Source organism: Enterobacter hormaechei subsp. hoffmannii, assembly GCF_001729745.1.
In the GTDB taxonomy this organism is placed as follows: Bacteria; Pseudomonadota; Gammaproteobacteria; order Enterobacterales; family Enterobacteriaceae; genus Enterobacter; species Enterobacter intestinihominis.
Window position 1 is genome coordinate 193,226 of sequence record NZ_CP017186.1, and the last position, 14,307, is coordinate 207,532.

General features: G+C 56.0%; 14 protein-coding genes. 12 read left to right on the forward strand and 2 right to left on the reverse strand.

Annotated features, from left to right (window positions below; translation table 11 throughout):
- The first annotated feature begins 27 nt into the window (after nucleotides 1–27).
- Complete coding sequence (metE, locus tag BFV65_RS00945) at nucleotides 28–2,289, forward strand: 5-methyltetrahydropteroyltriglutamate--homocysteine S-methyltransferase (protein ID WP_069596134.1); 2,262 nt, start codon at nucleotides 28–30, stop codon at nucleotides 2,287–2,289.
- Between the two features lie 47 nt (nucleotides 2,290–2,336).
- On the opposite strand, the gene BFV65_RS00950 is transcribed toward metE, so the two are convergent.
- A complete protein-coding gene (locus BFV65_RS00950; protein ID WP_023299052.1) occupies nucleotides 2,337–3,143 on the reverse strand; it encodes a dienelactone hydrolase family protein in 807 nt (268 codons plus the stop codon).
- Nucleotides 3,144–3,402: 259 nt separating this feature from the next.
- Between BFV65_RS00950 and udp the strand changes: the two genes are divergently transcribed.
- From udp to tatD, 9 genes are all read left to right on the forward strand, one after another.
- Nucleotides 3,403–4,164 carry a uridine phosphorylase gene (gene udp / locus BFV65_RS00955; protein WP_003860792.1) on the forward strand — a complete coding sequence of 254 codons (762 nt, stop codon included), beginning with the start codon at nucleotides 3,403–3,405 and terminating at the stop codon, nucleotides 4,162–4,164.
- Between the two features lie 139 nt (nucleotides 4,165–4,303).
- Complete coding sequence (gene rmuC, locus BFV65_RS00960; RefSeq protein WP_023299053.1) at nucleotides 4,304–5,761, forward strand: DNA recombination protein RmuC; 1,458 nt, start codon at nucleotides 4,304–4,306, stop codon at nucleotides 5,759–5,761.
- A 66-nt stretch (nucleotides 5,762–5,827) separates the two neighbouring features.
- Nucleotides 5,828–6,583, forward strand: coding sequence for a bifunctional demethylmenaquinone methyltransferase/2-methoxy-6-polyprenyl-1,4-benzoquinol methylase UbiE (gene ubiE / locus BFV65_RS00965; RefSeq protein ID WP_022646673.1), 756 nt, complete (start codon nucleotides 5,828–5,830; stop codon nucleotides 6,581–6,583).
- A gap of 13 nt (nucleotides 6,584–6,596) precedes the next feature.
- Entirely contained in the window at nucleotides 6,597–7,202 is a 606-nt protein-coding gene (gene ubiJ / locus BFV65_RS00970) for a ubiquinone biosynthesis protein UbiJ (protein ID WP_022646674.1), read from the forward strand.
- Entirely contained in the window at nucleotides 7,199–8,839 is a 1,641-nt protein-coding gene (gene ubiB, locus BFV65_RS00975) for a ubiquinone biosynthesis regulatory protein kinase UbiB (protein ID WP_022646675.1), read from the forward strand. Before ubiJ ends, ubiB begins: the two co-directional genes overlap by 4 nt.
- 76 nt (nucleotides 8,840–8,915) lie before the next feature.
- A complete protein-coding gene (gene tatA / locus BFV65_RS00980) occupies nucleotides 8,916–9,170 on the forward strand; it encodes a Sec-independent protein translocase subunit TatA (protein WP_022646676.1) in 255 nt (84 codons plus the stop codon).
- 3 nt (nucleotides 9,171–9,173) lie between these two features.
- Nucleotides 9,174–9,716, forward strand: a complete 543-nt coding sequence (gene tatB, locus BFV65_RS00985; protein ID WP_038415050.1) for a Sec-independent protein translocase protein TatB — start codon at nucleotides 9,174–9,176, stop codon at nucleotides 9,714–9,716.
- Between the two features lie 2 nt (nucleotides 9,717–9,718).
- Nucleotides 9,719–10,489: a Sec-independent protein translocase subunit TatC gene (tatC, locus tag BFV65_RS00990; protein WP_022646678.1), complete on the forward strand. Its 771-nt coding sequence runs from the start codon at nucleotides 9,719–9,721 to the stop codon at nucleotides 10,487–10,489.
- 41 nt (nucleotides 10,490–10,530) lie between these two features.
- Entirely contained in the window at nucleotides 10,531–11,313 is a 783-nt protein-coding gene (gene tatD / locus BFV65_RS00995) for a 3'-5' ssDNA/RNA exonuclease TatD (protein ID WP_069596135.1), read from the forward strand.
- Here the strand turns inward: tatD and rfaH are convergent.
- The gene (gene rfaH / locus BFV65_RS01000) at nucleotides 11,310–11,801 is read right to left on the reverse strand and encodes a transcription/translation regulatory transformer protein RfaH (RefSeq protein ID WP_032626529.1); all 492 of its coding nucleotides are present in this window, start codon (nucleotides 11,799–11,801) and stop codon (nucleotides 11,310–11,312) included. The two genes, tatD and rfaH, sit on opposite strands and share 4 nt — an antisense overlap.
- 172 nt (nucleotides 11,802–11,973) lie before the next feature.
- Here rfaH and ubiD point away from each other — a divergent pair, with 172 nt between their 5' ends.
- Both ubiD and fre read left to right on the forward strand, forming a co-directional pair.
- Nucleotides 11,974–13,467, forward strand: a complete 1,494-nt coding sequence (gene ubiD / locus BFV65_RS01005; protein ID WP_088581798.1) for a 4-hydroxy-3-polyprenylbenzoate decarboxylase — start codon at nucleotides 11,974–11,976, stop codon at nucleotides 13,465–13,467.
- Between the two features lie 39 nt (nucleotides 13,468–13,506).
- Nucleotides 13,507–14,208: an NAD(P)H-flavin reductase gene (gene fre, locus BFV65_RS01010; protein ID WP_003860778.1), complete on the forward strand. Its 702-nt coding sequence runs from the start codon at nucleotides 13,507–13,509 to the stop codon at nucleotides 14,206–14,208.
- The last annotated feature ends 99 nt before the right edge of the window (nucleotides 14,209–14,307 follow it).

A 14,307-nucleotide genomic window follows, 5' to 3' on the forward strand; every position in this document is an offset into this window, starting at 1 on the left:
AATAACGAATTTCACAAGGGGCATACCATGACAATCCGCACTCACACTCTCGGTTTCCCTCGCGTTGGCCTGCGTCGCGAGCTAAAAAAAGCGCAAGAAAGCTACTGGGCAGGTAACGCCACCCGTGAAGAACTGCTGGCGGTGGGACGTGAGCTGCGCGCGCGTCACTGGGATCAGCAAAAACAGGCGGGCATTGACCTGCTGCCGGTGGGCGATTTCGCCTGGTACGACCATGTTCTGACCACCAGCCTGCTGCTTGGCAACGTGCCGGCTCGTCATCAGAACAACGATGGATCGGTGGATATCGATACCCTGTTCCGCATCGGCCGTGGCCGCGCGCCAACGGGTGAGCCAGCGGCGGCGGCGGAAATGACCAAGTGGTTCAACACCAACTATCACTATATGGTGCCGGAGTTCGTTAAAGGCCAGCAGTTCAAACTGACCTGGACCCAGCTTCTGGATGAAGTGGACGAAGCGCTGGCGCTGGGTCACCAGGTGAAACCCGTGCTGCTGGGGCCGATAACCTACCTGTGGCTGGGCAAAGTGAAAGGCGAACAGTTCGACCGCCTCAGCCTGCTGAACGACATTCTGCCGGTTTATAAGCATGTGCTGATTGAGCTGGGCAAACGCGGCATTCAGTGGGTGCAAATCGATGAACCGGCGCTGGTGCTTGAGCTGCCGCAGGCGTGGCTGGACGCCTTCAAACCGGCGTATAACGCGCTCACCGGGCAGGTGAAGCTGCTGCTGACCACCTACTTCGAAGGCGTCACGCCGAACCTGAAAACCATTACCGCGCTGCCGGTTCAGGGTCTGCACGTTGACCTCGTTCACGGCAAAGACGATGTAGCAGAGTTGCACAAGCGTCTGCCAGTGGACTGGCTGCTCTCTGCCGGTCTGGTGAATGGTCGTAACGTCTGGCGTGCCGATCTCACCGAGAAATATGCACAAATTAAAGACATAGTCGGTAAACGTGAATTGTGGGTGGCTTCTTCCTGTTCCCTGCTGCATAGCCCGATTGACCTGAGCGTGGAGACCCGACTCGACCCTGAGGTGAAAAGCTGGTTTGCCTTCGCCCTGCAAAAGTGTGAGGAGCTGGCTCTGCTGCGCGACGCGTTGAACAGCGGCGACACGGCAGCGATTAGCGACTGGAGCGCTCCGATCCAGGCGCGCCGTCACTCGACGCGCGTGCATAACCCGGCAGTGGAAAAACGTCTGGCGGCCATCACCGCCCGGGACAGCCAGCGCCAGAGCCCGTATGAAGTGCGCGCCGAAGCCCAGCGTGCGCGCTTTAACCTGCCCGCGTGGCCGACCACGACAATCGGCTCCTTCCCGCAGACTACCGAGATCCGCAGCCTGCGCCTGGACTTCAAAAAGGGCAATCTGGATGCGAATCACTACCGCACCGGTATTGCGGAACACATCAAACAGGCGATTGTCGAGCAGGAACGTTTAGGTCTGGACGTGCTGGTGCACGGTGAAGCCGAGCGTAACGACATGGTGGAATACTTCGGTGAGCACCTGGACGGGTTTGTCTTTACCCAGAACGGTTGGGTGCAGAGCTACGGCTCCCGCTGCGTGAAGCCGCCGGTGGTAATCGGCGACGTCAGCCGCCCGGAAGCGATTACCGTGGAGTGGGCGAAGTATGCCCAGTCTCTGACCGACAAACCGGTAAAAGGCATGCTGACGGGTCCGGTGACCATTCTCTGCTGGTCGTTCCCGCGTGAAGACGTAACCCGGGAAACCATCGCCAAACAGATCGCCCTGGCGCTGCGCGATGAAGTTGCGGATCTGGAAGCGGCCGGGATTGGCATCATTCAGATCGACGAACCTGCGCTGCGTGAAGGTTTGCCGCTGCGTCGCAGCGACTGGGATGCTTACTTACAGTGGGGCGTGGAGGCGTTCCGCCTCAACGCGGCTGTCGCGAAGGACGATACGCAGATCCACACCCACATGTGTTACTGCGAATTTAACGACATCATGGACTCCATTGCCGCGCTCGACGCCGATGTGATCACCATCGAGACCTCGCGTTCAGACATGGAGCTGCTGGAGTCGTTCGAAGAGTTCGACTACCCGAACGAAATCGGGCCGGGCGTGTACGACATTCACTCCCCGAATGTGCCAAGCGTGGAGTGGATTGAATCGCTGCTGCAAAAAGCGGCCCAGCGCATCCCGGCGGAACGTCTTTGGGTAAACCCGGACTGCGGCCTGAAAACCCGTGGCTGGCCTGAAACCCGCGCGGCGCTGGCGAACATGGTGCAGGCGGCGCAGAATTTGCGTCAGGCTTGATGAAATGTAGGCCCGGTCAGGCGTAGCCGCCACCGGGCTTTTTGCTTTTACGCTTTTTTCCCGCCGTACTGGCTAAACCATGTCAGCATCCGCTGCCAGCCATCTTTCGCCGATTCCGCATGATAGCTCGGACGATAATCGGCATTAAAGGCGTGCCCGGCTTCCGGATACACCACAATTTCCGCCTTCGCGTTTGCTGCGCGCAACGCATGGCGCATGGTCTCGACCGTATCAAGCGGGATCCCGGTATCCTGACCGCCATAGAGCCCCAACACAGGCGCATTTAAATCCGTCGCAATATCAACAGGTTGCTTCGGTGAATTCAGCGTTTTTTCACCCACCAGCTTGCCGTACCAGGCCACGGCCGCTTTTAGCTGCGGGTTATGCGCGGCGTACAACCAGCTAATGCGTCCGCCCCAACAGAAGCCAGTCACCATCAGACGATGCGCATCGCCACCGTTGCGCGCTGCCCAGCTGGCAACGTGGTCGAGATCGGCCAGCACCTGCGCGTCCGGCACTTTGCTGACCAGGTTGCTGAACAGCGTCGGGATGTCGCTGTAATCATTCGGATCGCCCTGACGGAAATAGAGTTCCGGCGCAACGGCCAGGTAACCCTCCAGCGCCAGACGGCGGCAGAGGTCGCGAATATGTTCATGAACGCCAAATATTTCCTGCACCACGATCACGATGGGCAGCGGGCCATCGGCGGATTTTGGCCGCGCGTGGTACGCTGGCATGTTCTCTCCCTGGGAGGGAATGGAGGTCTCGCCTGCGGTAATGGCCTCTTCAGGGGTTGAGACGATGGTTGAAGCATGCGGGGCCGCAGCAGGTGCAAAACCGGTTTTTTCAGTCATGGCATTCTCCGTACCAATGAATGGATTAGCGCAAAGATAAATATAGACACCAGGTTAACAACCCACAGTGCCTTATAGCGTCTATCTTTTGTGCAGCACCCGGCGATATAACTTGTTAATGTGATGTGAATCACCATTTTATGGAAATTAACTGCAATCATTTTCATTCATGGTGAGGTGTGTCACGAAATAATGCACATTGCTTCTGTAAAGTACCGTTTTACTTCTTCTGACAAACCGACCCACAGAGGAGTCACCTATGTCTAAGTCTGATGTTTTTCATCTCGGCCTCACTAAAAACGATTTACAAGGGGCTACGCTTGCTATCGTCCCTGGCGATCCTGAGCGTGTGGAAAAGATCGCCGCGCTGATGGATAAGCCGGTTAAGCTGGCAGCGCATCGCGAATTCACCACCTGGCGCGCAGAGCTGGACGGTAAAGCGGTGATCGTGTGCTCTACCGGTATCGGTGGCCCGTCTACCTCTATCGCCGTTGAAGAGCTGGCACAGCTGGGCATTCGTACTTTCCTGCGCATTGGCACCACAGGCGCCATTCAGCCGCACATCAACGTGGGCGACGTGCTGGTTACCACCGCATCCGTGCGTCTGGACGGGGCAAGCCTGCACTTTGCACCGATGGAATTCCCGGCAGTGGCTGATTTCGAATGCACCACCGCACTGGTTGAAGCGGCGAAATCCGTGGGCGCCACCACCCATGTGGGCGTCACGGCATCATCCGATACCTTCTACCCGGGCCAGGAGCGTTACGACACCTTCTCTGGTCGCGTGGTGAGCCGTTTCAAAGGCTCAATGGAAGAGTGGCAGTCGATGGGCGTCATGAACTACGAAATGGAATCTGCGACGCTGCTGACCATGTGCGCAAGCCAGGGTCTGCGTGCCGGTATGGTGGCGGGCGTTATCGTCAACCGTACCCAGCAGGAGATCCCGAACGCTGAAACCATGAAGCAGACTGAAAGCCATGCGGTGAAAATCGTGGTTGAAGCGGCGCGCCGTCTGATCTAATTCTCTCTTCAGTGCTAAAAGGCCGACATGCTCGGCCTTTCTTTTTTGCGTAACGCCTCGCAGGAAAACCCTTTCAAACTGGACGTTCATACAGCACAATTCTATTTTGTGCGGGTTACACGTGGATGCAGGGGGCATTGTGGATATCTCAATCCTGGTTTATGCGGTAGTTGCGCTGGTGAGCGTGGGGATTGGCTGGCTCATTTGCGGCTACCAACATGCTCAGCAGAAAGCCGATCAGCTGGCAGAGCGCGAAGAGATCGTCGCCGAACTCAGCGCGACGAAACAACAGCTTGCGCTGTGTGACCACTGGCGCGATGAGTGTGAACTGCTCAATAACGAACTGCGCAATCTTCGCGACATTAACACCTCGCTGGAGGCCGATCTCCGGGAAGTGACCACCCGCCTTGAATCCACCCAACTGCACGCCGAAGACAAAATCCGTCAGATGATCAACAGCGAGCAGCGTCTTAGCGAGCAGTTTGAGAACCTCGCGAACCGCATTTTTGAGCACAGCAATCGCCGCGTGGATGAGCAGAACCGCCAGAGCCTGAACAGCCTTCTGACGCCGCTGCGTGAACAGCTGGACGGCTTTCGCCGTCAGGTGCAGGACAGCTTTGGTCAGGAGGCTCGCGAGCGCCACACGCTGGCGCATGAGATCCGTAATCTCCAGCAGCTGAATGCGCAGATGGCTCAGGAGGCGGTTAACCTGACGCGCGCACTGAAAGGTGATAACAAAGCGCAGGGAAACTGGGGCGAAGTGGTCATGACGCGCGTGCTGGAGGCCTCTGGCCTGCGTGAAGGATACGAATACGAAACGCAGGTCAGCATTGAAAACGATGCGCGCTCGCGGATGCAGCCGGATGTCATTGTTCGTCTGCCGCAGGGCAAAGATGTGGTTATCGACGCCAAAATGACGCTGGTGGCCTATGAGCGCTACTTCAACGCGGAAGATGACTATACCCGCGAAACAGCGTTGCAGGAGCATATCGCCTCCGTGCGTAACCATATCCGTCTGCTGGGCAGAAAAGATTATCAACAATTGCCGGGGCTGCGATCGCTGGATTATGTGCTGATGTTCATTCCGGTTGAGCCAGCCTTCCTGCTGGCGCTCGACAGACAGCCCGAACTGATCACCGAAGCGCTGAAAAATAACATTATGCTGGTCAGCCCCACCACGCTGCTGGTGGCGTTACGTACCATTGCCAACCTGTGGCGTTATGAGCACCAAAGCCGAAACGCGCAGCAGATTGCCGATCGCGCCAGCAAGCTGTACGACAAAATGCGGCTGTTTGTGGACGATATGTCCTCGGTGGGGCAAAGCCTGGATCGCGCGCAGGATAACTACCGCCAGGCAATGAAAAAACTCTCCTCCGGGCGCGGCAATTTGCTGGCGCAGGCGGAGGCGTTTCGCAGCCTGGGGGTGGAAGTTAAACGCGAGATTAATCCGGAACTGGTGGAGCAGGCTACGGCTCAGGACGAAGAGTTTCGTCTGCGTGAAGGCGATGGTGAGCAAAATAGCCGCAATGAAGACAATGGGTTAGCGGCGAGTTTATCCCCCGAAGCGCAGTCGGCGCGTTTCTTTCACGGTGGTTGAAACGTAGGGCAAATGCGCCCAATCTGTTACACTTCACGAACATTTGACTGATTAGCAGGCTCTGAGATGGTTGACGATTCACAAGACACAACGCACTTTGGCTTTCAGACTGTCGCCAAAGCGCAGAAAGCTGACATGGTGGCCCACGTATTTCATTCCGTGGCGGCGAAGTACGATGTGATGAATGATTTGATGTCGTTTGGCATTCATCGCTTGTGGAAGCGCTTCACTATTGATTGCAGCGGCGTGCGCCGTGGACAAAAGGTACTGGATTTAGCCGGCGGCACAGGGGATCTGACCGCTAAATTCTCCCGTCTGGTTGGCGAAACCGGTCGCGTGGTGCTGGCAGATATCAACGACTCCATGCTGAAAATGGGACGCGAAAAGCTGCGTAACATCGGCGTGGTAGGCAACGTTGAATATGTTCAGGCCAACGCCGAAGCGCTGCCGTTCCCGGACAATACGTTCGACTGCATCACCATCTCCTTCGGCCTGCGTAACGTGACCGATAAAGATAAAGCGCTGCGCTCTATGTACCGCGTGCTGAAGCCGGGCGGCCGACTGCTGGTACTCGAGTTTTCTAAACCGATTATCGACCCGCTGAGCAAAGCTTACGATGCCTATTCCTTCCACGTTCTGCCGCGCATCGGCGAGCTGGTGGCAAACGATGCAGAAAGTTACCGTTATCTGGCCGAATCCATCCGAATGCACCCGGATCAGGACACGCTGAAAGCGATGATGCAGGATGCGGAGTTTGAAAACGTGGAATACTTCAATATGACGGCGGGTGTCGTCGCGCTGCATCGTGGTTACAAGTTCTGAGTGGAGGTTTCCCGTGCCCATTAAACCCTTAGTCACCGCAGGCATCGAGAATGTACTGAATGCCTTTCTGTATCGCGCCCCGGCGCTGAAAACCGCACGTCAGCGGCTTAACGGAAAGGTGCTGCGTATCGTTTTAAAAGAGTTCTCGACGCCGCTTGTGCTGGTCTTCAGCGAACGCCAGCTTGACGTTCTGGGGGAGTGGGAAGGCGAGGCTGACTGCTCGGTGATTACGCACATGAGCGTATTGCCAAAACTGCGTGACCGTCAGCAGATGACGGCGCTTATTCGCAGCGGTGAGCTGGAGGTCGAGGGCGATATTCAGGTGGTACAGAACTTCGTTGCACTCAGCGATCAGGCTGAATTTGACCCCGCGGAACTGCTGGCGCCCTATATCGGCGACATCGCGGCTGAAGGGATAAGCAAAACGCTGCGCACGGGTTCCACTTTCCTGCGTAAAGGCCTGCTCCGTCAACAGCGCTATGCTGCCGAGGTGCTGACCGAAGAGTGGCGTATGGCGCCTGGGCCTTTAGAAGTCGCCTGGTTTGCAGAAGAGACCGCGGCAGTTGAGCGCGCAGTTGATGCGTTAACCAAACGGCTGGAAAAACTGGAGGGCAAATGACGCCTGGTGAAATTCGGCGCCTCTATTTTATCGTTCGCACCTTTTTGAGCTACGGGCTCGACGAGCTTATCCCCAGAATGCGTATCACCCTGCCGCTTCGGCTTTGGCGTCGCACGCTGTTCTGGATGCCGAATCGCCATAAGGATCAGGAGCTGGGCGCACGCCTGCGTCTTGCGTTGCAGGAGCTGGGACCGGTCTGGATCAAGTTTGGGCAGATGCTCTCAACGCGTCGCGACCTTTTCCCGCCGCAGATTGCCGATCAGCTCGCGCTATTGCAGGACCGCGTCGCTCCGTTTGACGGAGAGAGAGCGAAGAAACAAATCGAAGAAGCGATGGGCAATATCCCCATCGAGACCTGGTTTGATGATTTCGACATTCAGCCTCTGGCCTCTGCCTCTATTGCGCAGGTTCACACCGCGCGCCTGAAGGAGAATGGCAAAGAGGTGGTCATTAAGGTGATTCGCCCGGATATCCTGCCGGTTATCAGAGCGGACATGAAGCTGATCTATCGCCTGGCTCGCTGGGTGCCGCGTCTGCTGCCGGATGGCCGCCGTCTGCGTCCGCTGGAAGTGGTACGGGAATACGAAAAAACGCTCATCGATGAACTTAACCTGCTGCGTGAATCGGCGAACGCCATTCAGCTGCGTCGAAACTTTGAAGACAGCCCGATGCTGTATGTTCCTGAAGTCTATTCTGACTATTGCAGTCAGAACATGATGGTGATGGAACGTATCTACGGCATCCCGGTCTCGGACGTGGTAGCGCTGGAAAAACAGGGCACCAACATGAAGCTGCTGGCCGAGCGCGGCGTGCAGGTCTTCTTTACTCAGGTTTTCCGCGACAGCTTCTTCCATGCTGACATGCATCCGGGCAACATTTTCGTCAGCTATGAGCACCCGGAAGACCCGAAATACATCGGCATCGACTGCGGTATTGTCGGCTCGCTGAATAAAGAGGATAAGCGTTATCTCGCCGAGAACTTTATCGCTTTCTTCAATCGCGACTACCGTAAGGTGGCCGAACTGCACGTGGATTCAGGCTGGGTTCCGCCAGATACCAACGTGGAAGAGTTTGAATTTGCGATCCGTACCGTCTGTGAGCCAATTTTTGAAAAGCCGCTCTCAGAGATCTCTTTCGGGCATGTTCTGCTCAACCTGTTCAACACCGCACGCCGTTTTAATATGGAAGTGCAGCCACAATTAGTTTTACTTCAGAAAACATTACTTTACGTTGAGGGCGTAGGCCGCCAGCTCTATCCTCAGTTAGACTTGTGGAAAACCGCGAAACCGTTCCTCGAATCCTGGATTAAGGATCAGGTCGGTATTCCAGCCCTGGTTCGCTCGCTTAAAGAGAAAGGCCCGTTCTGGATTGAAAAAATGCCAGAAATTCCTGAACTGGTTTACGACAGTTTGCGTCAGAGCAAGAACCTTCAGCACAGCATGGATAAAATCGCGCACGAGCTTCAATCCAGTCGCGTGCGTCAGGGGCAGTCCCGCTATCTCTTCGGAATTGGCGCGACGCTGCTGATAAGCGGCACGTTGCTGTTGATCAATCGTCCGGACTGGGAAATGATGCCAGCCTGGATTATGGCTGCCGGTGTGGTTGTCTGGCTTGCTGGCTGGCAAAAAACACGCTGAATTAGCGTCGCTATCGAGGGATTGCATACGTATAATGCGATCTGACTAATTAATCATCTATCACTGGGGAACACGCATGGGTGGTATCAGTATCTGGCAGTTAGTGATCATTGCCGTCATCGTTGTGCTGCTGTTCGGCACGAAAAAACTCGGATCAATTGGTTCCGACCTGGGCGCGTCAATCAAAGGCTTCAAGAAAGCCATGAGCGATGATGAGAATAAGCAGGAAAAAAGCGGTCAGGACGCTGATTTTACCGCTAAATCTATCGCCGATAAGCAGGACGAAGCCAAAAAGGAAGAGGCCAAACGTCACGATAAAGAGCAGGTGTAATTCGTGTTCGACATAGGTTTTGGTGAGTTACTGCTGGTCTTTGTGATTGGTTTGATTGTGCTGGGGCCGCAGCGTTTACCCGTTGCGGTAAAAACTGTCGTGGGCTGGGTGCGTGCGCTCCGTTCGCTGGCAACGACCGTGCAGAACGAGCTGGCGCAGGAACTGAAGCTTCAGGAATTTCAGGACAGCCTGAAAAAGGTTGAAAAGGCGAGCATGGATAACCTGACGCCGGAGCTGAAAGCATCCATGGATGAGTTGCGCGAAGCGGCTGAATCCATGAAGCGCTCATACAGCGTTAACGATCCTGAGAAGGCGAGTGATGAAGCAAACACCATCCATAATCCGGTGGTGAAGGGCAGCGAAGAGCAGCGCGAGGGTGTGACGCCTTCCAGCGCGGAGCATCAGGCTGCTTCGCCAGAGCAATCGCCGCAGAAGCCCGAAGTGAAAAAGCAGGTGCCGCCGGAAGAGCCCGTGGTCAAAACGGCTGAGGTAAAACCCGCCGCGCCCGTTTCCGAATCATCCCCCTCGTCGAGTGATAAAGCGTAAACATGGCAGTAGATGATACTCAACCGCTGATTACGCACCTCATTGAGCTGCGTAAGCGTCTGTTAAACTGCATTATTGCGGTTTTCCTCATTTTTTTATGTCTGGTCTATTTTGCCAACGATATCTATCAGGTGGTTTCCGCACCGCTGATTAAGCAGATGCCGCTGGGCGCAACGATGATTGCAACGGACGTTGCCTCGCCGTTCTTTACCCCGATCAAGCTGACCTTCTGGGTGTCGTTGATTGCCTCTGCGCCGGTCATTTTGTATCAGGTCTGGGCATTTGTGGCACCCGCGCTGTACAGGCATGAACGCAAGCTGGTTATTCCGCTGCTGGTGTCCAGTTCGCTGCTGTTTTATATCGGTATGGCGTTCGCCTACTTCGTTGTCTTCCCGCTGGCCTTCGGCTTCCTGACGCATACCGCGCCGGAAGGGGTACAGGTGTCGACGGACATCGCCAGCTACCTCAGCTTCGTTATGGCGCTGTTTATGGCCTTTGGTGTCGCCTTCGAGGTGCCCGTCGCGATTGTCCTGCTCTGCTGGGTGGGGGTGACCACGCCTGACGATCTGCGTAAGAAGCGCCCGTACATCCTGGTGGGGGCATTTGTCGTAGGTATGCTGTTAACGCCACCGGACGTCTTCTCGCAAACCTTACTGGCGATACCCATGTACTGCCTGTTTGAAGTCGGCGTATTCTTCGCTCGTTTCTACGTCGGAAAGGGGCGTACCCGGGACGAAGAAGACGAGCCGTCTGAAGAGACCACTAAAGAATAAAACCAACCGCCCGTCAGGGCGGTTGTCATATGGGGATACGTATGTTTGATATCGGGCTTAACCTGACCAGCGCCCAGTTTGCGAAAGACCGCGATGAGGTGGTGGCGCGCGCCTTTGCCGCCGGCGTGAACGGGCTGTTACTGACGGGAACGAACCTGTATGACAGCGAGCAGGCACAGCTGCTGGCGCAACGCTATCAACACTGCTGGTCCACCGCAGGCGTGCATCCTCATGACAGCAGCCAGTGGACGCATGAAAGCGCTGAGGCGCTTCATCGTCTGGCGGCTACGCCAGAAGTGGTTGCCATTGGCGAATGCGGGCTTGATTTCAACCGTAATTTCTCGACGCCTGAAGAGCAGGAGAAGGCATTTACCGCCCAGCTCGCGCTGGCTGCAGAGCTGGGGATGCCGGTGTTTATGCACTGTCGCGATGCGCATGAACGTTTTCTGGCGCTACTGGACCCCTGGCTGGAGAAACTGCCAGGCGCGGTGTTGCACTGCTTTACGGGCTCCCGTCAGGAAGCGCTGGATTGCCTGAACCGAGGGCTTTACTTGGGTATCACGGGCTGGGTGTGCGATGAGCGTCGTGGGCTGGAGCTGCGCGAGCTGTTATCCGTAATCCCGGCCGAGCGTTTGTTGCTGGAAACGGATGCGCCGTATCTGTTGCCCCGGGATATGCAGCCCAAACCGGCATCACGACGTAACGAACCGGCTTATCTGGGACACATTGCTGAGCGAGTGGCGTACTGGCGCGGGGAAGATGCGCAGTGGCTGGCAGCCCAAACCGATGACAACGTGCGTCGTCTGTTCGGCGTGCAGTTCTAAACTTTGCGGAAATCGGTGTTTTTAACGCTTTGCAACACCTCTTTGTTCAGCAGGTTGAGCAGCAGCATAGAACGCGCTTCACCGTCTGGTTCAGCGAAGATGGCCTGTAACCCTTCAAAAGCGCCTTCGGTGATCACCACGCTGTCCCCGGCATAAGGGGTTTCCGGATCGGTAATATCTTCAGGCTGCTGGTAGACAGAGAGCTGATGAATAACCGATGACGGTACTCTTGCCGGATGGGCGCCAAAACGTACAAAATGGCTGACGCCGCGCGTGGCGCTGATCGTCGTGGTGTGGATCACTTCGGGGTCGAACTCAACGAACAGATAGTTCGGGAACAGAGGCTCACTGACGGTCGTGCGTTTTCCACGCTGCATTTTTTCAAGCGTGATCACGGGCGTCAGGCAGTTAACAGACTGACGTTCAAGATGTTCCTGTGCGCGCTGAAGTTGCCCGCGTTTGCAATACAGTAAATACCAGGCCTGCATAATCACTCTTCCCATTGTTCGGGGCGCAAGCATACCAAAACCCTGGCGGGATCGCTAAGGTGATTATAATGGCGAAAAAGAGAGTAAGTCGTGGAAGTTCACGCTAATTTAACAAAATTACAGCATCACGCGGTCTTACGCCGTATAATGAAGCGCTTACAGAGAGGCCATGATTAACTGCATGAAATACCACGATCTACGCGACTTCCTGGCGCTGCTGGAAAAGCAGGGCGAACTCAAACGCATTACGCTTCCTGTTGATCCGTATCTGGAAATGACAGAAATCGCTGACCGCACCCTGCGCGCGGGCGGCCCGGCGTTGCTGTTTGAAAACCCAAAAGGCTACGCTATGCCGGTACTGTGCAACCTGTTTGGCACACCTCGCCGCGTGGCGATGGGCATGGGGCAGGAAGATGTCACGGCGCTGCGTGAAGTGGGCAAACTGCTGGCCTTTCTGAAAGAGCCGGAGCCGCCAAAAGGGTTCCGCGACCTGTTCGACAAGCTGCCGCAGTTTAAGCAGGTGTTGAATATGCCCACCAAACGCCTGCGCGGCGCGCCATGCCAGCAAAAAGTGCTGGAAGGCGATGCAGTTGATCTGACCAAAATTCCCATCATGCAGTGCTGGCCTGAAGATGCCGCACCGCTGATTACCTGGGGCCTCACCGTGACGCGTGGGCCGCATAAAGAGCGTCAAAACCTCGGCATTTATCGCCAGCAGCTGATTGGCAAAAACAAGCTCATCATGCGCTGGTTGTCCCATCGCGGCGGGGCGCTGGATTTCCAGGAGTGGTGCGCGGCCCATCCGGGCGAACGCTTCCCGGTTTCCGTCGCGCTGGGTGCCGATCCGGCAACCATTCTGGGCGCGGTGACGCCTGTTCCTGATACGCTGTCTGAATATGCCTTTGCAGGGCTGCTGCGCGGCACCAAAACCGAAGTGGTGAAGTGCATCTCCAATGACCTGGAAGTGCCAGCCAGCGCAGAGATCGTGCTGGAAGGTTACATTGAACAGGGCGAGCTGGCACCCGAAGGACCGTACGGCGACCACACCGGCTATTACAACGAAGTGGATAACTTCCCGGTATTCACCGTCACGCACATTACCCAGCGTGAAGATGCCATCTATCACTCTACCTACACCGGCCGTCCACCGGATGAACCGGCGGTACTTGGCGTGGCGCTGAACGAAGTGTTCGTGCCGATCCTGCAAAAGCAGTTCCCGGAAATTGTTGATTTTTATCTGCCGCCGGAAGGGTGTTCGTATCGCCTGGCGGTGGTGACGATGAAGAAGCAGTATGCCGGTCACGCTAAGCGCGTGATGATGGGCGTATGGTCTTTCCTGCGCCAGTTTATGTATACCAAGTTTGTGATTGTCTGCGATGATGACGTCAATGCCCGCGACTGGAATGACGTCATCTGGGCCATCACCACGCGTATGGATCCGGCGCGTGATACGGTGTTAGTGGAAAACACGCCGATTGATTATCTGGACTTTGCCTCGCCGGTTTCCGGCCTTGGTTCAAAAATGGGACTGGATGCCACGAACAAATGGCCTGGCGAAACCGACCGTGAATGGGGTCGCCCGATCGAAAAAGATCCTGCCGTGACCGCGCGAATTGACGCGATCTGGGACGAGCTGGCCATAATGAATAACGGTAAGGCAGAATAAGACCGTTTAGCCCTATAGACTTCCCGACAGAGAGAGCGAATGACAACCTTAAGCTGTAAAGTGACGTCGGTAGATGCTATTACCGACACCGTATATCGCGTCCGTTTGGTTCCTGAAGCGGCATTCTCATTCCGTGCCGGTCAGTACCTGATGGTCGTGATGGACGAGCGTGATAAGCGTCCTTTCTCTATGGCCTCAACGCCAGCAGAGAAGGAATTTATTGAGCTGCATATTGGTGCGTCTGAGCTTAACCTGTACGCGATGGCCGTGATGGATCGCATCCTGAAAGAGCGTGAAATCGTGGTCGATATTCCTCATGGCGAGGCCTGGCTGCGTGAAGACGAAGACCGTCCGCTGATCCTGATTGCCGGTGGTACAGGCTTCTCCTATGTCCGCTCTATTCTGTTGACGGCGCTGGCGCGTAATCCAAATCGCGATATCACCATCTACTGGGGCGGCCGTGAAGAGAAGCACCTTTACGATCTGTCTGAGCTGGAAGCGCTGAGCGTCAATCATCCAAACCTGCGCATCGAGCCGGTCGTCGAGCAGCCGGAAGAGGGCTGGCGCGGGCGCAGCGGCACGGTGCTGACTGCGGTATTGCAGGATCACGGAACGCTGGCCGGGCACGATATCTACATTGCCGGTCGCTTTGAAATGGCGAAAATTGCCCGCGACCTGTTCTGCAACGAGCGTGACGCGCGGGAAGATCGTCTGTTTGGCGATGCGTTTGCGTTTATCTGATTGTGAGACCCGCTTCGGCGGGTTTTTTACGCTCGGGCAATAGCGCTGGTGAAAATTTAACCTTGAAATGGGCGGCGCATTGCCGTTATTCTTGTTCCC